Source organism: Pseudomonas sp. MTM4 (assembly GCF_019355055.1).
Classification (GTDB): domain Bacteria; phylum Pseudomonadota; class Gammaproteobacteria; order Pseudomonadales; family Pseudomonadaceae; genus Stutzerimonas.
Genome location: NZ_CP048411.1, coordinates 1,857,686 through 1,881,122, shown reverse-complemented (window position 1 = coordinate 1,881,122; position 23,437 = coordinate 1,857,686). Strand labels below are relative to the sequence as shown.

24 protein-coding genes are annotated in these 23,437 nt (G+C 61.2%); 12 read left to right on the top strand and 12 right to left on the bottom strand.

What is annotated here, in order from left to right; translation table 11 throughout:
* Window positions 1–70 precede the first annotated feature (70 nt).
* Window positions 71–2,200, top strand: a complete 2,130-nt coding sequence (locus tag GYM54_RS08605) for a bifunctional diguanylate cyclase/phosphodiesterase (protein WP_131650735.1) — start codon at window positions 71–73, stop codon at window positions 2,198–2,200.
* Between the two features lie 65 nt (window positions 2,201–2,265).
* Here the strand turns inward: GYM54_RS08605 and GYM54_RS08600 are convergent, their stop codons facing one another.
* The 3 genes from GYM54_RS08600 to GYM54_RS08590 form a co-directional block, all read right to left on the bottom strand.
* Complete coding sequence (locus GYM54_RS08600; protein WP_131650734.1) at window positions 2,266–3,174, bottom strand: acyltransferase; 909 nt, start codon at window positions 3,172–3,174, stop codon at window positions 2,266–2,268.
* A 255-nt stretch (window positions 3,175–3,429) separates the two neighbouring features.
* Window positions 3,430–5,538 (bottom strand): phosphate acetyltransferase, encoded by a 2,109-nt coding sequence (gene pta, locus GYM54_RS08595; RefSeq protein WP_197445565.1) that lies wholly within the window; start codon window positions 5,536–5,538, stop codon window positions 3,430–3,432.
* Between the two features lie 106 nt (window positions 5,539–5,644).
* Window positions 5,645–6,832: an acetate kinase gene (locus GYM54_RS08590; RefSeq protein ID WP_181100362.1), complete on the bottom strand. Its 1,188-nt coding sequence runs from the start codon at window positions 6,830–6,832 to the stop codon at window positions 5,645–5,647.
* 230 nt (window positions 6,833–7,062) lie between these two features.
* On the opposite strand from GYM54_RS08590, the gene GYM54_RS08585 reads away from it, so the two are divergent.
* The 4 genes from GYM54_RS08585 (at window position 7,063) to GYM54_RS08570 (ending at window position 10,053) form a co-directional block, all read left to right on the top strand.
* Window positions 7,063–7,548, top strand: coding sequence for a peptidylprolyl isomerase (locus GYM54_RS08585; RefSeq protein WP_131650731.1), 486 nt, complete (start codon window positions 7,063–7,065; stop codon window positions 7,546–7,548).
* 104 nt (window positions 7,549–7,652) lie between these two features.
* Complete coding sequence (locus tag GYM54_RS08580) at window positions 7,653–8,135, top strand: glutathione peroxidase (protein WP_131650730.1); 483 nt, start codon at window positions 7,653–7,655, stop codon at window positions 8,133–8,135.
* A gap of 148 nt (window positions 8,136–8,283) precedes the next feature.
* Window positions 8,284–8,880, top strand: coding sequence for a TetR/AcrR family transcriptional regulator (locus tag GYM54_RS08575; protein ID WP_181100364.1), 597 nt, complete (start codon window positions 8,284–8,286; stop codon window positions 8,878–8,880).
* Window positions 8,881–8,943: 63 nt separating this feature from the next.
* The gene (locus tag GYM54_RS08570) at window positions 8,944–10,053 is read left to right on the top strand and encodes an NADH:flavin oxidoreductase (RefSeq protein ID WP_181100366.1); all 1,110 of its coding nucleotides are present in this window, start codon (window positions 8,944–8,946) and stop codon (window positions 10,051–10,053) included.
* Between the two features lie 173 nt (window positions 10,054–10,226).
* Here GYM54_RS08570 and GYM54_RS08565 read toward each other — a convergent pair whose 3' ends face one another.
* From GYM54_RS08565 to GYM54_RS08535, 7 genes are all read right to left on the bottom strand, one after another.
* Window positions 10,227–10,835, bottom strand: a complete 609-nt coding sequence (locus GYM54_RS08565) for a flavodoxin family protein (protein WP_181100368.1) — start codon at window positions 10,833–10,835, stop codon at window positions 10,227–10,229.
* A gap of 57 nt (window positions 10,836–10,892) precedes the next feature.
* Complete coding sequence (cysZ, locus tag GYM54_RS08560) at window positions 10,893–11,651, bottom strand: sulfate transporter CysZ (RefSeq protein WP_197445566.1); 759 nt, start codon at window positions 11,649–11,651, stop codon at window positions 10,893–10,895.
* Window positions 11,652–11,979: 328 nt separating this feature from the next.
* Window positions 11,980–12,321, bottom strand: coding sequence for a HopJ type III effector protein (locus GYM54_RS08555; protein WP_131650725.1), 342 nt, complete (start codon window positions 12,319–12,321; stop codon window positions 11,980–11,982).
* Entirely contained in the window at window positions 12,318–12,611 is a 294-nt protein-coding gene (locus GYM54_RS08550) for a DUF1244 domain-containing protein (protein WP_181100372.1), read from the bottom strand. Before GYM54_RS08550 ends, GYM54_RS08555 begins: the two co-directional genes overlap by 4 nt.
* Before the next feature lie 97 nt (window positions 12,612–12,708).
* On the bottom strand, window positions 12,709–13,083 hold the full coding sequence (gene folX / locus GYM54_RS08545) for a dihydroneopterin triphosphate 2'-epimerase (RefSeq protein ID WP_181100374.1): 375 nt from the start codon (window positions 13,081–13,083) through the stop codon (window positions 12,709–12,711).
* Between the two features lie 16 nt (window positions 13,084–13,099).
* Window positions 13,100–13,810 carry a dihydromonapterin reductase gene (folM, locus tag GYM54_RS08540; protein WP_181100376.1) on the bottom strand — a complete coding sequence of 237 codons (711 nt, stop codon included), beginning with the start codon at window positions 13,808–13,810 and terminating at the stop codon, window positions 13,100–13,102.
* A gap of 162 nt (window positions 13,811–13,972) precedes the next feature.
* Window positions 13,973–14,617 (bottom strand): PilZ domain-containing protein, encoded by a 645-nt coding sequence (locus GYM54_RS08535; protein WP_181100378.1) that lies wholly within the window; start codon window positions 14,615–14,617, stop codon window positions 13,973–13,975.
* 214 nt (window positions 14,618–14,831) lie between these two features.
* Here GYM54_RS08535 and GYM54_RS08530 point away from each other — a divergent pair, with 214 nt between their 5' ends.
* Window positions 14,832–15,284, top strand: coding sequence for a flavodoxin (locus GYM54_RS08530; RefSeq protein WP_131650720.1), 453 nt, complete (start codon window positions 14,832–14,834; stop codon window positions 15,282–15,284).
* 101 nt (window positions 15,285–15,385) lie between these two features.
* Complete coding sequence (locus GYM54_RS08525) at window positions 15,386–16,162, top strand: class II aldolase/adducin family protein (protein WP_181100379.1); 777 nt, start codon at window positions 15,386–15,388, stop codon at window positions 16,160–16,162.
* A 3-nt stretch (window positions 16,163–16,165) separates the two neighbouring features.
* On the opposite strand, the gene GYM54_RS08520 is transcribed toward GYM54_RS08525, so the two are convergent.
* The gene (locus tag GYM54_RS08520) at window positions 16,166–16,750 is read right to left on the bottom strand and encodes an ACP phosphodiesterase (RefSeq protein WP_181100380.1); all 585 of its coding nucleotides are present in this window, start codon (window positions 16,748–16,750) and stop codon (window positions 16,166–16,168) included.
* A gap of 403 nt (window positions 16,751–17,153) precedes the next feature.
* On the opposite strand from GYM54_RS08520, the gene GYM54_RS08515 reads away from it, so the two are divergent.
* The 3 genes from GYM54_RS08515 to GYM54_RS08505 all read left to right on the top strand — a co-directional run bounded on the left by GYM54_RS08515 (window position 17,154) and on the right by GYM54_RS08505 (window position 19,249).
* Window positions 17,154–18,314, top strand: coding sequence for a phosphatidylserine/phosphatidylglycerophosphate/cardiolipin synthase family protein (locus GYM54_RS08515; protein WP_131650950.1), 1,161 nt, complete (start codon window positions 17,154–17,156; stop codon window positions 18,312–18,314).
* Between the two features lie 44 nt (window positions 18,315–18,358).
* Window positions 18,359–18,940 (top strand): DJ-1/PfpI family protein, encoded by a 582-nt coding sequence (locus GYM54_RS08510; protein ID WP_181100381.1) that lies wholly within the window; start codon window positions 18,359–18,361, stop codon window positions 18,938–18,940.
* Between the two features lie 84 nt (window positions 18,941–19,024).
* Window positions 19,025–19,249: a VF530 family DNA-binding protein gene (locus GYM54_RS08505; protein ID WP_181100382.1), complete on the top strand. Its 225-nt coding sequence runs from the start codon at window positions 19,025–19,027 to the stop codon at window positions 19,247–19,249.
* Between the two features lie 198 nt (window positions 19,250–19,447).
* Here the strand turns inward: GYM54_RS08505 and GYM54_RS08500 are convergent, their stop codons facing one another.
* Window positions 19,448–20,971: a fumarate hydratase gene (locus GYM54_RS08500; RefSeq protein ID WP_131650715.1), complete on the bottom strand. Its 1,524-nt coding sequence runs from the start codon at window positions 20,969–20,971 to the stop codon at window positions 19,448–19,450.
* A 355-nt stretch (window positions 20,972–21,326) separates the two neighbouring features.
* On the opposite strand from GYM54_RS08500, the gene GYM54_RS08495 reads away from it, so the two are divergent.
* Window positions 21,327–22,457 (top strand): diguanylate cyclase, encoded by a 1,131-nt coding sequence (locus GYM54_RS08495; RefSeq protein WP_181100383.1) that lies wholly within the window; start codon window positions 21,327–21,329, stop codon window positions 22,455–22,457.
* On the top strand, window positions 22,450–23,385 hold the full coding sequence (locus GYM54_RS08490; protein WP_181100384.1) for an iron-sulfur-binding ferredoxin reductase: 936 nt from the start codon (window positions 22,450–22,452) through the stop codon (window positions 23,383–23,385). The genes GYM54_RS08495 and GYM54_RS08490 overlap by 8 nt, the downstream gene beginning before the upstream one ends.
* Window positions 23,386–23,437: the final 52 nt, after the last annotated feature.

Here is a 23,437-nt window from a genome sequence, read left to right as displayed (position 1 = left end):
CCAGAGTCGGCCGCCGTGCCGCCGCCATTGAAATCGGAAGTAACTGCGCAGCGGGCAGGAGAGTCAGGTAATGGCGCGGGCACAAGCCAAATCACAACCTCGTACCCGCACACTGCTGGTGGTGGACGATCGCGAAGCGAATCTGGTGGCTATGGAGGCCCTGCTCGGTGATGGCGACTGGCAGGTGCATACGGTCAATTCCGGCGAGGCTGCGTTGCAGGCGCTGCTCGATCTGGACGTGGAATTGGTCTTGCTGGACGTGCAAATGCCAGGCATGGATGGCTTCGAAGTGGCGCGCCTGATGCGTGGCAGCCCGCATACACGTTACACACCGATCATCTTCGTCTCGGCCATTGCGCATACCCGCGAGTCGGTGCTGCGCGGTTACGCAACGGGTGCGGTTGATTTCATCCTCAAGCCTTTCGATCCACAGGTGCTCAAGCACAAGATCAACACCCTGCTCAGCCATGAACACAACCGGCGCGATCTGCAGCTGCTGACCCAGCAGCTCGACAGCGCGCGCGCCTTCAATGCCTCGGTGCTGAACAACGCCGCCGAAGGCATCCTGGTGGTGGGTGAGGATGGCTACATCAGTTTCGCCAATCCGGCGATCGCGCAGATGCTGCACACCAGTGTCGATGATCTGCAGGGCACTGCGCTGGTCGATCATCTGGCCTCCCCGCAAATGCCCGAAGTCTGGCGCGATACCGACTTCTACAAGCAGTGGCGTAGCGGCAACACCTACCGCCTGCACGAGGCGCAGCTCTACACCGCCAATGGCGGTACCTTGCCGGTTGCCTTGTCCTCCTCGCCACTGCCTCGCCAACAGCGCTCGATGGTGGTGATCGCGCTCGATATGTCGGTGGTGCGTAACCTCCACGTCCAGCTGGAAACCCAGGCGGTAACCGATTCGCTGACCGGGCTGCTGAATCGGCGTGGGTTTCATCAGGCGCTGGAGTCGGCCTTGGCGCGGATCGATCGGAACGGCAAGCGCATGGCCATCCTTTATATCGACCTCGACGGCTTCAAGCGCATCAACGACTCGCTAGGCCACGATGCCGGCGACGAGATACTTTGCCGCGTCGCGCGGGTGCTGGAAGCCTGCATGCGTCCCTACGACATCATCGCGCGGATGGGCGGGGACGAATTCACCGCCTTGCTGGATTCCCTCGATCATCCCGAAGACGCGGCGAAAGTTGCAGAGAAGCTCATCGAACTGATTTCGGTCCGGCACACCATCAACGGCACCGACGTCACCTTGGGCGCGAGCATCGGCATCGCACATTTCCCCGATTGCGGGCAGAGCGTTGAAGAGCTGCTCCGCTCGGCGGACATGGCCATGTATGAGGCCAAGCGCGCCGGACGCCAGCAATACCGCTTCTTCTCCAGCGAAATGAATGGCCGCGCCCATGCGCGTCTGATGATGGAGGAAAACCTGCGCAGCACCATCGAGCGCAATGGTTTCGCGCTGGCCTATCAGCCGCAGATAGAACTCGAGACCGGCGAACTGCGCGGATTCGAGGCTTTGCTGCGCTGGGATTACGCCGGACGCGGCGAAGTCGAACCCAACGTCTTCATCCCCTTGCTGGAGGAGACTCGACTGATCGATCGGGTTGGCGAATGGGCGCTGCGTGAAGGACTGGCTCAATGTCGAGATTGGCGCGAGCGCTTCGGCGACAAGCTGATACTGAGTTTCAACGTCAGCCCGGTGCAGTTTGCCCGGGCTGGACTGATAGGCGAGCTACGCCGTCTGCTTGATGAGTATCAGCTCGACCCGCGCCAGTTGGAGCTGGAGGTCACCGAAGGCGCGCTGATGCAGGACCTGGAGCAGAGCTGTGACAAGCTTCGGCAATTGCGGGAACTGGGCGTCAAAGTCGCGGTGGATGACTTCGGCACCGGCTATTCGTCACTGGCCTATCTGCGCCATTTCGATCTGGATACGCTGAAGATCGACCGGTTGTTCATTGCCAATATGCTCGACTCGCCCCGTGACGCGGCGGTCGTCAGCACCATCATCGACCTTGGGCGGAACCTGGAGTTGGAAGTGATCGCTGAGGGGGTTGAGACCCTGGCTCAGCGCGATTGGCTGATTGCCCATGGCTGCCAGGTCATGCAGGGTTTTCTGGTGGCGCCAGGCTTGGCCGTCGAGGACGCCCTGGTCTTTCCAAGGCGCATAGACTGGCAGCAACTCGACCGTTGAGACCGGGTGCCGCCGGGTTCAATGGAGTTGGCTCCGTCGCGGCCGCGACGAAACGGGACCGGACCCTAGCGACTTGGCGGATATTGGCGATGCAGCTCTTCGAGTTTGGCGTCCTTTTCGCTCCATAGCTCGTTGACCCACTCCTGGAAACTGAGTCGATAACGCTCATCCTGATCGTAGCTGCGGTGCAGGAATTCAGCCGGGATGGGCTGCGAGTCGATGCGCATCACCACTTGGCTGATCCGACCACAGAGCAGATCCCAGAAGCTCGGATTGCCATTGGGGTAGTGGATGGTGACGTTGATTAGCGAAGTCAGTTGCTCACCCATCGCATCGATCACGAAGGCAATGCCGCCGGCTCTGGGTTTGAGCAGATAGCGGTAGGGCGAAGCCTGCTCGGTGTGCTTGTCCTCTGTGAAACGCGTGCCTTCGAGAAAGTTGAACACCGACACCGGGTTGGTCCGGTAGCGCTCGCATGCCTTACGGGTCGTGGCCAGGTCCTGACCGCGCTTTTCCGGATATTTGGTCAGGTACTCCTTCGTGAAACGTTTCATGAAGGGAAACTCCAGCGCCCACCAGCATAGGCCGATGACCGGCACCCAGATCAGCTCCTGTTTGAGAAAGAACTTCAGAATCGGCATTCGTCGGTTCAGCTGGTACTGCAGCATCAGAATGTCGGCCCAGCTCTGGTGGTTGCTGGTGACCAGATACGAGTGTTGCATGTCGACCTTTTCCAGCCCCTGCACATCCCATTCGGTGCGCCGCACCCGATCCATCCAGAAGCCGTTGACCGCCATCCAGGATTCGGCGATCCAGTGCATCCCGAAGCGCAGCGCGCGCTGAACGCGAGGAATCGGCAGCGCCAGCTTAAGCAGCGAAAGGAAGAATAGCGGCCAGCACCAGAACAGTGTGTTCAGCGCCAGGGTCAGGCCGGCGAGGGTGCCTCGCAGGGGGGCGGGAAGGAAGCTCAGCATAGGTCGTCTCGTCGATACGGCTGGTTCGAGGCGCCAAGGGTAGCGATTGCGCGCCGAACTGCAACTGTCGCGAATGCCGGCCTAGCGACGTTTTCAAGCAGATAGGAAAAATGCAGGGGAGCGGGCGGCGCTCCGTTACAGAACGTAGGGAGCGCCGCCCGCACACCTTAGGTTACTTGGGCGCGCTTTGGTGGGCTGAAGCCCACCCTACGGATTGGCTGGCCCTATCGCTGGTAGGGCCGCCAAGCTTGTGTTTCATGCTTCAGGCCTGCTGCCGTTGCTATCGGCCTGCAGCGCGGTGAGTGCGATGGTGAAGACGATGTCATCCACCAGTGCGCCGCGAGACAGGTCATTCACCGGTTTGCGCAGGCCTTGCAGCATCGGGCCGACGCTGATCACGTTGGCGCTACGCTGAACCGCTTTGTAGGTAGTGTTGCCGGTGTTCAGGTCAGGGAAAATGAACACGGTCGCCTGACCGGCAACCAGGCTGTTGGGTGCCTTCTGCTTGCCGACGCTGGCGACCGACGCGGCGTCATACTGCAACGGGCCGTCGATTGGCAGGTTGGGTGCGCGCTCTTGGGCGATGCGTGTGGCTTCGGCGACTTTCTCTACCTCAGCACCGCTGCCGGACGTACCGGTGGAGTAGCTGATCATGGCTACTCGCGGATTCACGCCGAGGGCGACGGCCGACTCGGCACTCTGCAGAGCAATCTCCGCGAGCTCCGTGGCGCTCGGGTTGGGATTGACTGCGCAGTCGCCATAGACCAGTACCTGATCCGGCAGCAGCATGAAGAACACTGAGGACACCAGGCTGTAGCCAGGGGCGGTCTTGATCAGCTGGAGCGCCGGGCGAATGGTGTTGGCGGTGGTATGCACGGCGCCGGAAACCAGGCCGTCCACTTCGTCCAGCGCCAGCATCATGGTGCCGAGCACGACGGTGTCCTTGAGTTGCTCGCGGGCATCGCTCGGGGTGAGCCCCTTCGACTTGCGCATCTCGCACATGGGCTCGACGTACTGACCGATGATCAGCTCCGGATCGAGAATCTCCAGCCCGGCCGGCAGGTTGATGCCCTGTTCGCGGGCGACCGCCTGCACTTCATCCGGCTTCGCCAGCAGGACGCAGCGGGCAATGCCTCGCTCCTGGCAGATAGCCGCGGCGCGAATGGTGCGCGGCTCGTTGCCTTCCGGCAGGACGATGCGCTTGTTCGCCTGCTGGGCGCGCTTGACCAGTTGATAGCGGAACGCCGGTGGCGAAAGGCGCAGCTCGCTACGCGGTACGCTGAGACGTGTGTGCAACAGGTCGGGCTGCAGGTGCGTGGCGATGAAGTCGGTCACCTGGCTGGCGCGCTCGATGTCGTCGGAAGGGGTTTCCTTGTTCAGGCCGAACAGGTTGGTCGCGGTGTCGTAGGAACCGGTCTGCACGGTCATCACGGGCAGGCCGCGGTCCAGGGCCGCCTTGCACAGTTCGAGAATGCGTGGGTCTGGAGCGAAGTCGCTGCACAGCAGCAGGCCCGCGAGATCGACCCCGTTGAGCGAGGCGAGGCTGGCAGCGAGGATGATGTCGTCGCGGTCACCCGGCGTGACTACCAGCACGCCGGGCTGGAGCAACTGCACGGTATTGGGAACTGCCCGGGCGCACAGGACGATCTTGCTCACGCGACGATGTTCGGCCTCGCCGGCGTGAAGCACCTTGGCATCCAGCAGCTGAGCGATGTCCCGGGTGCGCAGGGCGTTCAACTCCTCGGCGAAGGGAATCGCGCCGAGTAGCTGAAAATCCTGGGTGCCGAGCAGCGGTAGCTGTTCCTTCAGGCGTTCGACGAAGGCCGCCACGCCGTCGTCGCTCTTGACCTTGTTCAGGACCAGGCCGAGCACCTTCGGGTCCTTGGCGCCGCCGAACAACTGCGCTTGGATTTCGATGCGTTCGGCCAGGCGCTTGAGCGTGTCGTTGCCCTGCGCGGCGATCAGGATGATTTCCGCATCCAGACTCTTGGCCAGGTGCGTATTGATTCGCGAGGTGTGGTTGAACTCTCGCGTCGGCACCATGCCTTCGACGATCACTACGTCCTTGCCCGCTGCAACCTCCTGGTAGCGGCTGACGACATCTTCGAGCAGGAGGTCCAGTTCGCCATCGGCCAATTGGCGCTCCACCTGTTCCAACGGGAGCGGCTCTGGCGAAGAGATGTTCAGTGTGTTTTCCACCAGCACGCAGGAGCGCTCGCGGCCCTGATCGAGCGGAAAGGGCTGGGCGATGGGCTTGAAGAAACCGACTTTCAACCCGGCACGTTCCAAAGCACGGATCAGGCCGAGGCTGATGGAGTTGAGGCCGCCACCGAAACCGCAGGGGGCGAGGAAGAGCGTATGCATGGTGATCTCCTGTCGAGCAAAGGGCGAAGGCGATGCTGATTGGACAAAACCCGACGCCTTTCTCGGTCGTCGGGTTTTGCAGAGGCGCGTTCGTGTCGGCGGGTTGTCAGGCGTCGAGCAATGCCAGCGTGTCCAGCGCGATCTGGCGTTCTTCGTTGGTAGGAACGACCAGAACGCGCGGGCTGCCTGCGGCCTGGATTTCTCCACCGACGCCACGTGTGCAACGTGCGTTGGCTTCTTCGTCGAGTTTGAAATTGAACAGCTTGAGGTGTTCCAGGGTGCGGCTGCGCACCGCTACGGAGTTCTCCCCGATGCCGCCGGTGAAAATCAGGCCGTCGAGCTTCGGCAGGGCGCAAGCCATGCTCGCCAGGGATTTGGCCAGGCGATAGCAGAACACTTCGAAGGCCAGATTAGCGCCCGGATGGCCGGCAACACGTGCCTCGTACAGAGTGCGCATGTCGTTGGACAGGCCCGACAGGCCCTTCAGGCCGCTGTCATGGTTGAGCACGCGATCGATCTGCTCGAGGCTCCAGCCCAGCGTGCGGTTCAGGTAGCTGTGCAGGTTGGGGTCGACATCGCCGCTGCGCGTGCCCATCACCAGCCCTTCCAATGGCGTCAGGCCCATGCTGGTGTCGCGGCTTTCGCCGTTGACGATGGCGCAGGTCGAGCAGCCGTTACCCAGATGCGCGGTCAGCCAGCAGCTGTCACCCGCTGCCAGTCCGGTCATTTCGGCGGCACGCTTGCTGACATAGTTGTGGCTGGTGCCGTGGAAACCATAGCGACGGACGTTGTGCTCCTTGTAAAGGAACTCGGGCACGGCGTAACGGAAGGCGTGTTCGGGCATGGTTTGGTGGAACGCCGTATCGAATACGCTGACTTGCGGCAGGGTAGGGAACAGCGCGATGGCGGCTTCGATGCCGACCAGGTTGGCTGGGTTGTGCAGCGGGGCCAGTTGGGCGCTGTCACGAATGGCCTTGAGCACGTGCTCGTCGATCAGGCTGGAGCCGGTGAAATGTTCGCCACCATGAACGACCCGATGTCCGATGCCGTCGAGCTTGCCGCCGGCCGCTTCCTGCGCGAGCGGTAACAATCGCTCCAGTGCGGCGCGATGGTCGGCGCCCGGGATTTCCAGCGTCTGCTTGTCGTCTCCCCGCTGCCAGTGAAGCACCGCTTCAGGACTGCCTATGCGTTCTGCCAGGCCTTGCAAAGGGAAGGTCGCTTGCGTTTCGTTGACCAGTGCGAATTTGATCGACGAACTGCCGCAGTTAATCACCAGGATGTTTCGAGCCGACATCGGTGCTCCTCGGGACGCGCATTAATTATTGGAAGTTTCGCTTAGCTTGCGTGGACGGATACTGACATAGCTCATGACTGACCGATGCTCTCCAAAGGTTGTATGCGGCACCTCGCATCGTAGGGTTTTGTCAACCAGTTGCTGGTCCCGTTTATCCGGGCTCGGTTCGCAATCGTCGCAGCTCGCGGTTAAACTTCGACATCACATTCCCCAGCAAAAGGTTTTGCCTCATGCAGATTGCCGCGAACAAGGCTGTGTCAATCGACTACACACTCACCAACGACGCTGGTGAGGTAATCGACAGCTCGGCCGGCGGCGCGCCGCTGGTCTACCTGCACGGTGCAGGCAACATCATCTCTGGCCTGGAAAAGGCCTTGGAAGGCAAACAGGGCGGTGATCACGTGACGGTCGCCATCGAGCCGCAGGACGCCTACGGTGAGTACACCCCGGAGCTGGTAGCGACGCTCAATCGCGCCATGTTCGAAGGCGTTGACGAGCTGGAAGTTGGCATGCAGTTCCATGCATCCGGTCCGGACGGCGGTATGCAGATCGTCACTATCCGTGACGTCGAAGGTGATGACGTGATCGTCGACGGCAATCATCCGTTGGCTGGTCAGCGCCTGAACTTCGATGTCAAGATCGTCGACGTGCGTGATGCCAGCGAAGAAGAAGTTGCCCATGGCCACATCCATGGCGAAGGTGGTCATCACCACTGATCCCCTCGCAGCAAGCGGGTGGCGACAGGCCCGGCCGAGGCGGTCGAGCGACGAAGCGCTTCGGTAATGCCGGAGCGCTTTTTTTACCCTCTGGAGAAGAGCGAATGAGCGCGTTCCACGATTTGGTCCTACCCGGCCTCGCTGGCCAGGAGCTGTCCCTTGCGCCGCTAAAGAACCAGCTGACGCTGGTGGTCAATGTGGCTTCCGAGTGCGGCCTGACTCCTCAGTACGCCGGGTTGCAGGCGTTGCATCAGCGTTATCAGGATCGTGGTTTCGGTGTGCTCGGTATTCCCTGCAACCAGTTCGCCGCGCAGGAGCCGGGCAGCGACGCGGAGATCCTGCGATTCTGTAGTGAGAACTACGGCATCAGTTTTCCGTTGAGCAGCAAGCTCGAAGTCAACGGCCCGCAACGTCATCCGCTCTACCGCCTGCTGGCGGGCGAAGGGGCCGATTTTCCCGGTGACATCAGCTGGAATTTCGAGAAGTTTCTCGTCGACAAGGACGGCCGTGTGCTGGCGCGTTTCTCGCCTCGTACCGCCCCGGACGATCCAGCGCTGATCCAGGCGATCGAAAACGCGCTCGTCTGATCCTTCGCTTCTCTGCGCGGCGGTATTGCCGCTGCGCTTTTCCCTTCTTCGCTCAATCAACGCCCCGCCATCGTCGCGATCGTATCGGCGAAATAAGCGCCATGGATGATGCTGTTCGCGCGAGACGACCGGTCATATGCTCGGTTTCATGAACAGCCGAGCTCGAATCGACAAGCGTGAACTGATCCTGGCCAAAGGCGCGCAGGTGATGACCCGTCGTGGCTATCACGGCACCGGTGTGCTGGAGATCGTCCAGGCTGCCGGCATTCCCAAGGGGTCGTTCTATCACTACTTCGCCAGCAAGGAAGATTTCGCCCTGCAGGCCCTGGAGCATCTCTATACGCCACGTCTGGCGCGCTACCAGGCTGCGTTGACCAACTCTGTGCTGAGTCCGCGTGAGCGAGTCCTCGCTTATTACGCTGAACTGGTCGCGCATTTCGCTCGCCAGGAATCTCCGGAGTATCACTGCTTTATCGGGAGCCTGAGCTTCGAGATGGCCGAGTTGTCGCAGCCGATCGGGTGTCAGGTGGAAGCCATTCTGCTGCGCTCCGTCGAGGTGCTGGCGGCCTGCCTCGAGCAGGCCCGCAATGCAGGAGAAATAGATCGGAGCACTGATTGTCAGGCGCTTGCCGAATTCATCGGCAACGCCTGGGAAGGCGCGCTGCTACGCATGAAGGTGGGTCGCAGTGTCGTGCCGCTGAACAGCTTTCTGACCCAGCTGGAGCGTCTGCTGACGTTGCGCTGATTTTTTGTGACGAACGGTGAGACGACCGGTCGCTTTTGAACCCGAATCAACAAGGAGACAACGATGTCCGCAGCCGTAAATGCCCTGTTTCAGCCATTCCAGCTTGGCAGTCTGCAATTGCCGACCCGCGTGGTAATGGCGCCGATGACCCGTTCCTTCTCGCCCAACGGTGTGCCGACCGCTGACGTCGTCGAGTACTACCGTCGCCGTGCCGCTTCGGGTGTTGGGCTGATCATTACCGAGGGCACCACGGTCGGCCACCAGGCTTCCAATGGTTATCCGCAGGTGCCGCGCTTCCATGGTGAGGATGCTCTGTCTGGCTGGAAGGTAGTGGTCGATGCGGTGCATGCCGCGGGTGGCAAGATCGTTCCACAGCTCTGGCACGTCGGCAATGTGCGCCGCAAGGGTACCGAGCCGGAGCCGGAAGTGCTGGGGTATGGGCCGATGGAGAAGCGCAAGGACGATCAGGTCGTCGTCCACGGCATGACCAAGCAGGACATCCAGGACGTGATCGCGGCTTTCGCCCAGGCGGCTGCGGATGCCAAGGCCATCGGCATGGATGGCGTCGAAATTCACGGGGCTCATGGCTACCTCATCGACCAGTTCTTCTGGGAAGGTAGCAATCAGCGCACCGATGAATACGGTGGCAGTCTGGCCAACCGCTCGCGCTTCGCCATCGAGCTGATCAGCGCGGTGCGGGCTGCGGTGGGCGCGGAGTTCCCGATCATCTTCCGCTTCTCGCAGTGGAAGCAGCAGGACTACACCGCACGCCTGGTGACCACGTCAGAAGCGCTGGGCGAATTCCTCGCACCGCTGTCGGCTGCAGGCGTGGACATCTTCCATTGCTCTACGCGTCGTTTCTGGGAGCCGGAATTCGAAGGTTCGGATCTCAACCTGGCCGGCTGGACACGCCAGCTCACCGGCAAGCCGACCATCACCGTGGGTAGCGTGGGGCTGGACGGTGAGTTCCTGCAGTTCATGGTCAAGACCGACAAAGTGGCGCAGCCGGCCAATATCGAAGGCCTGCTCGAGCGTCTGAACAAGGAGGAGTTCGATCTGGTTGCGGTAGGGCGCGCGCTGATCTGCGATCCGGATTGGGCGCTGAAAGTGCGTGACGGACGCATGCAGGACATCCTGCCGTTCAGCCGTGAGGCGTTGAAGACGTTGGCTTGAGCCGGCCAATTGCCTGAGCGCGTCGTTGCATCGTCGCGTGCCTAACCAATCAGATTGAAGGGTTTCGTCTACGCGGCCCCCTCCTCTCTACAAAAGGGGATGGGTCGGGTCGCGTAGGTGCACCCATCAGCCGTATCGCCGCCGAACGTGCAGTCCTGGCGCTGATCTACATGCTACTCCGAGGCTCCCGGATAACCGGACTGTTTGAGCAGTTTCGCCAAGTGCACGGCGTTGCGAGCCAGCATCGCATTGGTATTGGCGGTTTTCTCGCGCGGGCCTGCATCCTTGTAGTCCGTCGAACCCATAGCCTCGCCGACCCAGTAGGTACAGCCGTTGGCGGGGATGCTGAAGCCCACATCGTTCAGCCCCTGGTACAGCTCGGCCACTACGTGGTGGGCGCCGTCTTCGTTGCCGACCACGGCGACGCAGGCGACCCGACCATAAGAGACCATCCGTTGCTGATCGTCGGTTTCGCTGAGAAATGCGTCGAGACGCTCGAGTACTCGTTGGCAGATGCTGGACGGATGCCCCAGCCAGATGGGCGTGCCCAGCAAAAGAATGTCTGCGGCGAGTATCTTCTCGCGGATCATCGGCCAGTCATCGCCCGGGCCTTCGTCAGAGGTCACGCCCGGTTTGATGTTGAAATCCACCGCGCGTAGCTGCTCGCAGGACACGCCGAGCTTTTCCAATTCCCGCTCGGCCTGGCTCAGCAGCAAGCTGCAGGACGACGTGTTGGGGGAGGCTTTGAGTGTGCAATTTATCGATAGTGCGGAAAGCGCCATTGGGAAGGGCTCCTGAATTCGATGTGTTCGAATCTAGACAGCAACCCCTCCCGCAGTTCACTGAGTGGCGACAGGCACCAAGTGTTTCTGGCCGCCTTCTCGAACCCAGAATAGGGTCGCGCCCGCTACAGCGGCAGGCGTGATCAGCAGGTTCAACACCGGCACCAGCAGCGCGGCATAGGTCACCGCACCGAAGCTCAGGCTTTTCCAGCGCCTCTGACGCAGCCAGACCATCATTTCCGCCCAGCTCAGCTTGTTGTTGTCTGCCGGATAGTCGATGTACTGTACGGCCATCATCCAAATGCCGAACAGCAGCCACAGCGGCGCGGCGAACAGGTTGACCACCGGGATGAACGAAAGAATCAGCAGTGCTAGCGCGCGCGGGGCGAAATAGGCCAGCTTGCGTGCTTCACGGCCAATGGTGCGCGGCAGCATGGCCAGCAACTCGGCCCAACTGAACGGTGGCGAACTGTCTTCGCCGCGCGCCACCGTTTCGACCTTTTCAGCGAGAAAGCCGTTGAACGGGGCCGCGATGATGTTGGCGAGCATGGTGAAGGTGAAGAACACCATCAGCACCACCAGAATCACGAACAGCGGCCAGAGGATGTACTCCAGAAACATCAGCCACTCGGGCAGGCTCGGCATGAGCGCATCGACCCAGACGCCGAACTGGCGCAGGGCGATATAGATAAGCCCGCTGAACAGCAGCAGGTTGACCGTCAGTGGCAGGATGACGAACAGCCGTAGCCCTGGGCTCAGGATTAGCTTCAGACCTTCACGCAGGTACTGTGGGCCGGAAAGGGCGGCGATGGGCATGTGGAGTACTCCGGTAAGACGGTTCGGACCTTACCGGCTTTGGCTGAGTGGGAAAAGCCTGACAGGGTCTATGCAAAGCATTCGGCAACGCCAGCAAGGTGACTCCACGATTGAGGCCGGCTCACCGTTGCGGCAATCCCTGCAGTTTCGATTTGGCGGAACCGCACCGGCCTGTTTTTGCAGCCTTGGTCCAATAGCACCTGCCTATTCCGGTAATCGGGATTACGCAATGGCCGGCGTTGCTTCGGACCGTCAGACTCGCCCGGCCTCTTTGGTTTCAGGGCCGTCCATTATCAAGCCTTCCCCAAGTGCCTGGCCGGCCCTTTTTTTATTCCTTGGCTGTCAGCGGCTGCTGATCGAAGCGCACGCCCGGCAGGCCGGTTTCCATCAGTGCGCGGATGTTGCGGTGGTCGGTTCCGCTGGGGTTGGCCAGCACCGATTGATAATGCTCGCCGAACGCCAACAGCGCCTCTTCGGTGGTGAATCCTTCCAGCACTGCCAGCCCAAGCGTCTTGCACGAGCCTTCGTTTTCTCCGGCGGCGTTTTCCACGTTGCCGTTGATGAAGCGGCTGGGCTGGTAGTCATAGACACTGTCGATATAGGCCAGCGTCTCGCTGAAAGGGTGCTTGCGATTGCGCAGGCTGGCGCGGAAGTCAGCAAGGCTGGTCATGAGTTTTGCCCCTTGTCGAAGGCGGCCTGCTGCTCGGGTGTGGCTTCCTTCTGGTAGCGCTTCTTCCACTCGGAGTAGGGCATTCCGTAAACCTCTTCGCGCGCCTCGTCGAGGCTGACTTCGATGTCCAGATCGTCGCCGGCGGCTTTGTACCACTTCGACAGGCAGTTGCGGCAGAAGCCGGCCAGGTTCATTAGGTCGATATTCTGCGCATCGGGACGGCTACGCAGGTGCTGGACCAGGCGGCGGAATGCGGCAGCTTCGAGTTCGGTGCGTTGTTGATCATTCATCTCATGGGCCTCGGCGTTGCAGACGTGGGCGGATCATAACCTTGGCGGTTGCCATGGGCCAGACAACGAGACCAACCCGCCTTCCGGTGCGGGATGCTCAGTCGCGATGCGCGGCAAGCGTGATCGACACCGATTCGGCGAAGCGCAGCGCGTGCGGTTTGTCCACTTCGACCTCGGCGTAACGCACCTGCGGATGCGTCATGACCAGGTCGAGGATTTCCTGAGTGAGCCGTTCGAGCAGGGCGAAGCGGTTGTTCTCGACGTGTTGAATGATCGCCTTGGTGATGGTGCGGTAATTCAGTGCGTATTCAATGTCGTTGTCGCGCACGGCGTCCGCTGCGGGATACAGCATCGTCAGGTTGATCAGCACGTCCTGCTGGTTGAGGATTTCCTCTTCCTTGATGCCGATGAAGGTGCGTAGTCGCAGATCTTTGACGCGGATGCGCGCCATGGCGGGTTCCAGTCTAGGCATGGGATTCCTTCGCAAATCAGATCAAATGACGGCCGCCATTGACGGTCAGTGTGGTGCCGGTGACGTAGGGATTATCGAGCAGATAACGCAGGCTCTGGTAGATCACCTCGGCGCCGGGCTCGATACCCAGCGCGGATTTTGCCAGCGCCTTGCGTCGATAGTCCTCGTCGTCACCTTCGTTGAGCTGTATCAGGGCCGGCGCGATGCCATTGACCTTGATGACCGGCGCCAGGCTGGCGGCAAACGAAAGGGTGAGGTTGTCCAGTCCGGCTTTACTGGCGGCATAGGCGATGTGCCTCTTGCTGCCGATACGGGTGACATCGTCGCCGATGTGGATGATATCCGCCGGGCCTCCGTGCCGCAGCAGCTCCGCGCAGTGAAGGTTGATCAGATAGGGCGCGAGCATATGCACGTCGAACATGCGCTGGAACACCTCGGCTTCCTTGCCCGATGCTTCGGGAAGCCAGTCCGATGCGTTGTGGACGATCGCACGTAGACGGCGGGTCTGCTGTTTGAGAGCTGCGATGAAGGCATGAATGCCCGCCGCTCCGGAGAAATCCGCCTGCAAGGTCACGGCACCGCGTTCGCGTAGCCGGGCGAGGCTCGGTCGATCTGTTCGGTAAGTGACGACCACCGGTTGCCCATCATCGAGCAAGCGTTCAGCGCAATGCAGGCCGATGCGCTGGCTGGCACCGGTAATCAGGATTGGGGCCGTTGGCTGGGTCATGTCTTCTGGGGTCGACTGTCGCTGGTGAACGATCGCGCACGGCTGCGATGCTGGCGCCACGCATGGCCCGTCAGCTTACACCAGGGTGATTTCTGGCAGTACTCTGCAGCCTTTAAATGGCCGCGTCTGGCGAAGCGGCGCGGTATGAAATAGGAGCGAGCCCTACGAATGGCTGGGCGTGTCGACGAGCATGTCGACCGGGAGTTCCGGCTGCAACTCTGGATGCAGGCGCTGATGCTGCTCGTACAGATACGAACGGATGCGTTCGGCGTCCTTGTCATGTGGCTGTTCGACTTCATAGGCCGCCAACCCGTCTTCAGCAACGCGTACCCGGCGTGCGTCGATCATGAACGGTGTCTCGCCAGGCAGCGCCAGCCTCACATGCAGATGCTTGGGTGCCTTTTGGGGGCCGGCGTCCACCAGCAGCCCGTTGGGTGATAGCTCATGGACGCTCAGCGCGGTCTCGTCGCCGTTATCGGAGAGCAGGGGCAGGGGTTCGTCCAGGTGCAGGCGCCAGGCGCGAAGAACCGGCCCACGCTCGTATATGGTGGGGGGGGCGAGTTGTAGTCGGATTGTCTGAAGTTCGTCGCGGGTCAGCTGCAGCGGGAACGACATGCAGTAGTCGTCGAGTTCCGCGTCGAGCGTCAGGTTGGCTTTCGCTGCAAGCTGCAGTAACAGGCCGTTGGCGCGCTCGCCGCCGTCGAGCTGAAAACCGCCCCGTGCTTCGCCCGATTCGGTTTGCGGGCCGCTGGTAAGTTGATTGATATACGCCAGCTCGGCGCTGGTGAGTACGGTCTTTTCTGGCATCAGATTTCCCTCTCAATGGCAGCAGGCCTGCCCATGCCTAGTGGCTGCGTCCGCAAATCCTCTGTCAGGACCGCCTTGCGACAACTTGCTGGACGATTAATTCCCTTGTCGCCTAGAGTCTGCGCGCCACCGTTATCAGCGTAGCTCCACCCAAGCGGGGCGTCGGTGCCAAATACGGCATAATGCTCGGCTTCAATTCGCAACGGAGCCCATTATGAAAGTCGCCATCCTTTCCGGTACGGTCTACGGCACAGCCGAAGACGTCGCCCGCCATGCCGCCGCAAAGCTGAAGGCGGCGGGTTTCGACGCCTGGCATGATCCGCGCGCGCAGCTGCCTCAGATTCTCGATTTCGGCCCGCAGGCGCTGCTGGTCGTAACCGCCACGACTGGCATGGGCGAGCTGCCCGACAACTTCATTCCGCTGTATACGGCCATCCGCGATCAGGTTCCGGTCTGGCAGGGCATGCCTGGCGGCGTCATCGCGCTGGGCGACGCCAGCTATGGCGATACCTTCTGTGGCGGTGGCGAGCTGATCCGTGAACTCTACGCCGAGCTGGGTATGCGTGAAACGCAGGAGATGCTGCGCCTCGATGCCAGTGAAACGGTCACGCCCGAAAGCGACGCCGAGCCTTGGCTGGAACGTTTCGCTGCAGCCCTGCGGGGCTGAGCGTGTCCTCTGCGGACATCAGGCTGGCTGCAAAGGCGACTTCCGAACAGGCAGACGCTGGCTAGAATTCAGGCACCGTAAAACAACAAGAAGAGGTGCCCGTGACCGCTCTGCATTCGATCCAATCGCTGAAGAATCAGGTCAGTGCCGCCGAATGGCGGGCTCGCGCCGATCTGGCTGCCTGCTATCGACTGGTCGCCCTGCATGGCTGGGATGATCTGATCTTTACCCATATCTCGGCGAAGATCCCTGACACCGATGAATTCCTGATCAACCCCTACGGGCTGATGTTTCAAGAAATGACTGCCTCCAGCTTGGTGAAGATCGATTTGGCCGGCAACAAGCTGATGGACACGCCCTACGACATCAATCCGGCGGGTTACACCATCCACAGCGCCGTGCACGAGGTGCGTCACGACGTGGCCTGCGTGATGCACACCCATACCGCTGCCGGCGTGGCGGTGTCGGCGCAGAAGCAGGGGTTGTTGCCGATCAGCCAGCAAGCGCTGTTCGTACTCGCCAGCCTTTCCACGCATGGCTACGAAGGCGTGGCGCTCAACCATGATGAAAAGGCCCGGTTGCAGGCCGATCTCGGCGAAACCGGCTTCATGCTCCTGCACAATCATGGCCTGATGACCTGCGGCGGGAGCATTGCCGATACCTTTCTGATGATGTTCATCTTCCAGCGTGCCTGCGAAATACAGGTGATGGCCCAGACTGGCGGCGCCGAGCTGATTCCGATCCCCGAGCAGATTCTCGCTGGAGCCAAGGCCATGGCCGCCGGTGTCACGCGCAGCAAGCAAGGCATGGGCGGTGCGTTGGCCTGGCCGGCGCTGCTGCGCAAGCTCGACCAGCAATGCCCCGGTTATGACAGCTGATGGTTACTTCGTCTCGGCTTCGCTGAGCCGAACGAACGCCTGCAGCTGCGGGTAGAAGTCGCGAAAATCCTGCTGGAGCGGCAGATATAGCCGTTCCAGCTCCTCGAACCCGCCGGCGAGGCCTTGCGGACGCGACAACCGGCTACTCATGCCTGCCACGACTTGTTCCATCACGGCGAAATTTCGGTAGCTGCCGAGCCAGTCCTGAGCGGCCATGCGTGGCGCTATCTGCGCCAGCTTGCCGGGCAACTCGGCTTCCTCTCGTAGAACCCGATACACGCGAGTGGTGAATTCCTGCAAGGGCTCATCGGCGTAGTCATGCCAGTGCGCGGCCAGGCAGTGGTCGAAAAACAGGTCGATCAATATGCCGGCATAGCGTCGCCGTTCGCCGGGAAAACGCTGCTTGGCCTGTAGTACCAGTGGGTGGCTGTCGGTGAACGCATCGATCTGCCGGTGCAGGCGAATGCCGGCTTCGATATCGGGGGGCCAGCGGCCCTGCAAGGAGCCCTTGACGAAATCGCCATACAGGCTGCCGAGCAATTCGCCGGGCTGCGGGCCGCCAAGGTGGAGGTGTGCGAGATAGTTCATGCGACGAGTTTAGAATCTTTTCCCGTTTCGCTGTTGCACGATAACGCTGAACAGTCCCTTGAGATGCTTGCCGCCTTAGTTGGCATCGGGACGTGCCGTGATCGAGTTGCCGTTAGGGTGAAGGTCCATAGCTGCCAAAGCACCATCGGCGTTTTCGGTATGTCTGAACCGGCCTCGTTCGGCTCGTGGCGGAGATGTCGGACCGTTATATCCGGGAACTCTGCGCTGCCGTACGGACCTATAACAGGCGTGCCGCAACGGCGCTGGGTCATCGCTCCTGCGTTTGGCTGCTCATCGGAAGCACGTCGCAGAGAACTCATCAGGACACGGAATGAATGTCTAGCCGCTATAACGAAATCCTCCCTCGGAGCGCGGCTTCGGTTGCCCGGAGGCTCCTCTCGTGATGCTCGCCGGGGAGATTTTTCCTTGGCGAGACGGCAACCGTTTTCGCTTGCTGATCGACGGTCCGGCATTCTTCCCGCGAATACTGGAATGCATCGAGGCGGCAGAACGACGGATCGACGTTGAGCTTTATCTGGTAGAAGACGGCCAGTGCGCCGATCTGTTGATCGACGCATTGGCGGCTGCGGCCACGCGTGGTGTGAGGGTGCGTTGCCTGTTCGATGGCTTCGGCTGTTTGAAGCTGGGGCAGAAGGCGCGGCAGCGGCTATCCGACGCGGGTGTCGAGCTGCGTCAGTACAACCCGCTGAAACTGCGGCTGCGATTTCGCAACCTGCATCGCGACCATCGTAAGTTGATCATCATTGATGACAGTTGCTGCTTCGTCGGTGGTGCCGGGGCTACCGACGAGTTCTGGAACCCAACCAAACCGGATGAGCACTGGCACGAGGCGATGGTGGAAATCGCGGGGCCATTGATAGAGAACTGGCGGCGGCTGTTCGACACGCAATGGACACTGTGCCTGAAGCGCCGTATCTGGCAGTTGCCGCTGCCACAACGGCTCCCGAAAATTCCGGCCAACCCCCGTGGTGGAGTGGGGTTGGGGCGGGTTGCCTACGCGGCGGCGCGGCAGCATAGCGACATCCTTCATAGCCTGCTGCGAAACCTGCAGCGCGCGGAACGGCGCATCTGGCTGGCGACCCCTTATTTCCTACCCACGGGCAGGGTCCGCCGAGAGCTGATGCGTGCGGCAAGGCGCGGCGTCGAAGTGCGCTTGCTTCTGACCAGCCGCAACACCGATCACCCGTCGGTGCGCTACGCCGGCCAGCGCTACTACCCGCGACTGCTGCGGGCCGGCGTGCGTATTCATGAATATCAGCCACACTTTCTGCACTTGAAAGTGGTATTGGTTGACGACTGGGTCAGCATCGGGTCGTGCAACTTCGATCACTGGAATCTGCGCTGGAATCTGGAAGCCAACCTCGAGGCGCTTGATAAATCGCTCAGCACCGAGGTGGCAGAGAGCTTCGAGCGAGACTTTTCACACAGTTTGGAGATCGACCTGCAACGTTGGCACGCCCGCCCGCTGCGTCTGCGCCTTTATCAAAGAATGTGGGGGTTGCTTGATCGACTGGTGATCAACATATTCAACCGAAGCGGCTGACCGGGCGTTGGCCGTTAACCAACACTGACTGGGAGTGTGTTTCGATGGCTGCGAAGAAGATTCTGATGCTGGTCGGCGATTACGTCGAAGATTACGAAACCATGGTGCCGTTCCAGGCGCTGCAGATGGTCGGGCACAGCGTGCATGCCGTCTGCCCGGATAAGAAAGCGGGCGATACGGTGCGCACCGCGATTCACGATTTCGAAGGCGATCAGACCTATAGCGAGAAACCCGGCCACAATTTTGCGCTGAACTTCGATTTCGCTTCGGTGCGTGCCGAAGACTACGACGCGCTGGTGATACCTGGCGGTCGCGCACCCGAATACCTACGACTGAACGAGCAGGTATGCAACCTGGTACGGGCGTTCGACGACGCGAAAAAACCCATTGCTGCGGTTTGCCATGGCGCTCAGTTGCTCGCCGCCGCGGGCGTGCTGAAGGGCCGTGCCTGTAGCGCCTATCCAGCTTGCGCGCCGGAAGTGAAGCTGGCCAGCGGTGAATTCGTGGACATCCCGGTCGATCAGGCGCATACCGAAGGCAACCTGGTCACGGCACCGGCTTGGCCGGCGCATCCGGCGTGGCTGGCAGCGTTTCTGGAGCTGCTCGGTACGCGCATCACGCTGTAAGATGCTGACGGGACGAAGGACCTGGCATTCGCTGGGTCTTTTGCTATTGGCCGTCTCGGACGGTTTCGGATACAGAGGCCCTCAGTGCGAGAACCCACGAAAGACCCGCTCCATGGCATGACGCTCGAAGCCATCCTTGTCGAGCTACAGGCGCGGTACGGCTGGGACGGGCTAGCGCAGCGCGTCGATATTCGCTGCTTCAAGAGCGATCCCAGCATCAAATCGAGCCTGACCTTCCTGCGCAAAACCCCGTGGGCGCGGGAAAAAGTCGAGGCGTTGTTTATCAGGCTGCACCAAGCCCGGCGGTGACGTCACTGCTGTAAGTAAAAGGCCTGCACCGTGCCGCTTCGGTGAGACGCACCTCACGGTGAATGCTCTCCCATGGACTCGCCGATGTTCATAGAGTCAGTAGGTCATTCAAAAACGACATGCCCTGAAAAACGAACCCCGCTAAGATAGCGGGGTTCGTCATCACTCTGCGCCGGCAATAGCGGCACCTAGTTGAAGTTATTGCACTTCAACCGCCAGGTTTTCGGCAATCTTGCTCTGCCAGATCGCAGGCCCGGTGATGTGCACCGACTCGCCGTTAGTGTCTACAGCGACGGTCACCGGCATGTCCTTCACTTCGAACTCGTAAATGGCTTCCATGCCCAGTTCGGCAAAGGCCAATACCTTGGACTTCTTGATCGCCTGGGCCACGAGGTAGGCAGCACCGCCAACTGCCATCAGGTAGACGGCCTTGTTGTCCTTGATCGCGTCGATGGCGATGGGGCCGCGCTCGGATTTGCCGATCATGCCCAAGAGGCCGGTGCTTTCAAGAATCTGGCGGGTGAACTTGTCCATACGGGTCGCAGTGGTCGGGCCTGCCGGGCCGACCACTTCGTCGCCAACCGGGTCGACCGGGCCGACGTAATAGATGAAGCGGCCTTTGAGGTCCACCGGCAGCTCTTCACCCTTGTTCAGCATGTCGACCATGCGCTTGTGCGCCGCGTCGCGACCGGTGAGCATCTTGCCGTTGAGCAGGACGGTTTCGCCCGGCTTCCAGCTCTGTACTTCTTCCGGGGTGATGGTGTCGAGGTTGACGCGACGCGCGCTCGGGCCGGCTTCCCAGACAATTTCTGGGTAGGCATCCAGTGGCGGCGGCGTGAGTTCGGCTGGGCCGGAACCGTCGAGCACGAAGTGCGCGTGGCGGGTGGCGGCGCAGTTGGGGATCATGCACACCGGCAGCGAGGCGGCGTGGGTCGGGTAATCCATGATCTTGACGTCGAGCACGGTGGTCAGGCCGCCCAGACCTTGAGCGCCGATACCCAGCTGATTGACCTTCTCGAACAGCTCAAGGCGAAGCTCTTCGATGCGGTTCTGCGGGCCGCGAGCCTTGAGCTCGTGGATGTCGATGGACTCCATCAACACTTCCTTGGCCATCACCGCGGCCTTCTCGGCGGTACCGCCGATACCGATGCCGAGCATGCCCGGCGGGCACCAGCCGGCACCCATGGTCGGAACGGTCTTGAGCACCCAGTCAACGATGGAGTCGGACGGGTTGAGCATGGCCATCTTCGACTTGTTTTCCGAACCGCCGCCTTTGGCTGCGACGTCTACTTCGACTTTATCGCCAGGGACGATGGAGTAATGGATGACGGCGGGCGTGTTGTCCTTGGTGTTCTTGCGGGAACCTGCCGGGTCGGCCAGGATCGAAGCACGCAGGACGTTTTCCGGCAGGTTGTAGGCGCGGCGAACGCCTTCGTTGATCATGTCGTCCAGGCTCATGGTGGCGCCGTCCCAGCGCACGTCCATTCCCACGCGCACGAATACGGTGACGATGCCGGTGTCCTGGCAGATCGGCCGATGTCCGGTGGCGCACATGCGCGAGTTGATCAGAATCTGCGCCATGGAGTCACGCGCGGCTGGCGACTCTTCACGCAGATAGGCTTCGTGCATCGCCTGGATGAAATCGACGGGGTGGTAGTAAGAAATGAACTGCAAAGCGTCTGCAACGCTTTGAATCAGGTCGTCTTGCTTGATCACGGTCATGCAGCGCGTCCTCTTGGCGGGGCGGAGACGGGCGTGTCGAGAAGAGACCGACACGCGCGGGATAAAAAAGGCGCGGCAGTATAACCCGCCGACCGGGCGGGTACACAGACGGACCAAAGGTGAAGGGATGCACAGAGGAACCGGGGCGGCGCGGCCGTCAATCGATCATCAAACGAGAGAACGAGCCGCAGGCTTCATACAGGCGCAAGGTATATGAAGGTTCGTTGGCAGAAGGCGACAGAATGGTCGCAATCGAGTCGATTGATATCTCGCCGCAGCTTCGAAACGGCTGCTTATGGGCTTTTTCGCTCGGTCAGCGTAAAGTGCGTCGAATTGCCACTATGGGATGGATTCCATGCGCACGCTTCGTGACGAAAGCGATCAGCAGGCGCTTCAGCAACTGGTGACCAAACGTTTCGGCATGGCGGCCGGCACCTATGGCCTTGCTTTGCTTTTGACCTGGATCACCGTGGCCGGTGGGTTCTACCAGGCGCCGCTGGACACTGCGATAGTCGGTTCGGTGATGATTCTGGCCAGCCAACTGGTGTTCTTCGGGATCTTCTACCGAGGCCACAATCTGCGCTTTCGCGACCCCAGCCTGACCGAACCGCAGGTGCTGGTTGCGCTGGTCTGGCTGACCTTCTTTCTGTTCAATCTCGGCGACAACCGCGGCTCGCTGCTGGTGCTTTATGTGCTGGTGCTGATGTTTGCGGTATTTCTCCATCCAAAGGTCTTCACCCGCTACGCTGTGCTGGCGTTGCTCAGCTTCGTCGGCATGTCGTTGTATGACGCTCAGCAGGGGCAACTGCGCGACCCGCAGGTGGCGTTGCTGCAGACCGGTGTGTTGTTGGTCACTTTGATCTGGATGTGCCTGTTCGTCGGGTACGTCTATAAGCTGCGTCAGCGCATGCGCCAGCGTCGTTTCGCCCTCCAGGCGCATCAGGAGACGCTGCGCGGCATGATGAGGCAGCTGGAGGATCTGGCGTCCACGGACGAGCTGACCGGGCTGTACAACCGTCGGCATTTTCTCCGGCGAGCCGAGGATGAGCTGAACCGGCTGCGTGCGGGGCACAGGTCTGGTCTCGCCCTGATCGATCTCGATCATTTCAAACGGATTAACGACCTGCACGGACACGCCACGGGTGATCGTGTGCTGCAGACCTTCGCCTCGGTGGCGCGCTCGTGTCTACGCGACGGCGACATACTCGCTCGTTACGGCGGCGAGGAGTTCGTGTTGCTGCTGCCGCACACCGACGCCGAGCAGTTCAGTGCCTGTTGTGAGCGCCTGCGCGAGGCGTTCGCTAATGCCCAGCCACTGGATGTGAATATGCAGGCAGGGCATCTCAGCCTGTCGGTCGGGCTTACGTTGCTCAATGCCGGCGATGACCTGGGCGAGGCGTTGCAACGGGCGGACGAGGCGCTGTACCGCGCCAAAGAAAATGGACGTAACCGCTGCGAAGCAAGCTGGGCGGCTGTCGATGCCTGAGATCCGTTGCGGGGCTCGGTCCTGGCGCGTGAGTGAGGGCAGCAACCTGCTCGATGCGCTCAACTGCGCGGGTCTGAACGTGCCCTACAGCTGCCGTGCGGGGCGCTGCCATGCCTGCCTGGTACGGTGCGTGGCGGGTGAACCAGAGGATGCTCGCCCGGATGCGCTCGATGTCGGTAAGCGTCTGCAGGGCTGGCGGCTCGCCTGTCAATGCACCGTGACCGAAGACGTCGAAGTCGCCCCGTTCGACCCCCAGCGAGAGGGCGTGGCGACGCGCGTGGAGGGGCTCGACTGGTTCGGTGGGGATGTTCTTCGGTTGCGCCTGATGCCCGATCGCCCTGTGCGCTACCGCGCGGGTCAGCATGCGCTGCTGTGGACTGGCGACGGTATCGCGCGTTCCTATTCGCTCGCCAGCGTTCCGGGCGAAGAGCCTTGGCTTGAGTTCCACCTGGACTGCGCCAGACCCGGAGCCTTCAGCGAGGCGGCGCGCAACCTGATTCTTGGCGATAGCCTGCGTCTCGGCCAGCTACACCAGGGCGCGCTGCATTACGACGTCGGCTGGCAGACCCAGCCCTTACTGTTACTGGCTGCCGGCACCGGGCTTGCGCCGCTCTGGTCCATTTTGCGCGAAGCGCTGCGGCAGGGGCATACCGGGCCTGTTCGGCTGCTGCATTTCTGTCGGGGTGAATCCTATCTGCGAGCCGAACTGGAGCGTCTCGCCGGGCAGCACGAAAATCTGAGCGTGAAATATTTCGAGCGGAGGCAGGCGCAAGACGTGCTGCAAGCGCTGCGCGTGGCGTCGCGGCAGGAGCGGGTTTTGATCTGCGGCGGAGCTGCTTTCGTCGAGGAAAGCGCCAAACACATGTTTCTGGCGGGGATAGCCCGAGGTCAAATTCTGAGCGATGCGTTCCTGGTCCGTCAGGCCTGAGCGAGGACGCCCGCGATTGGTTGAAAATGAAGCGTGCCGAAAGGCATGGCAG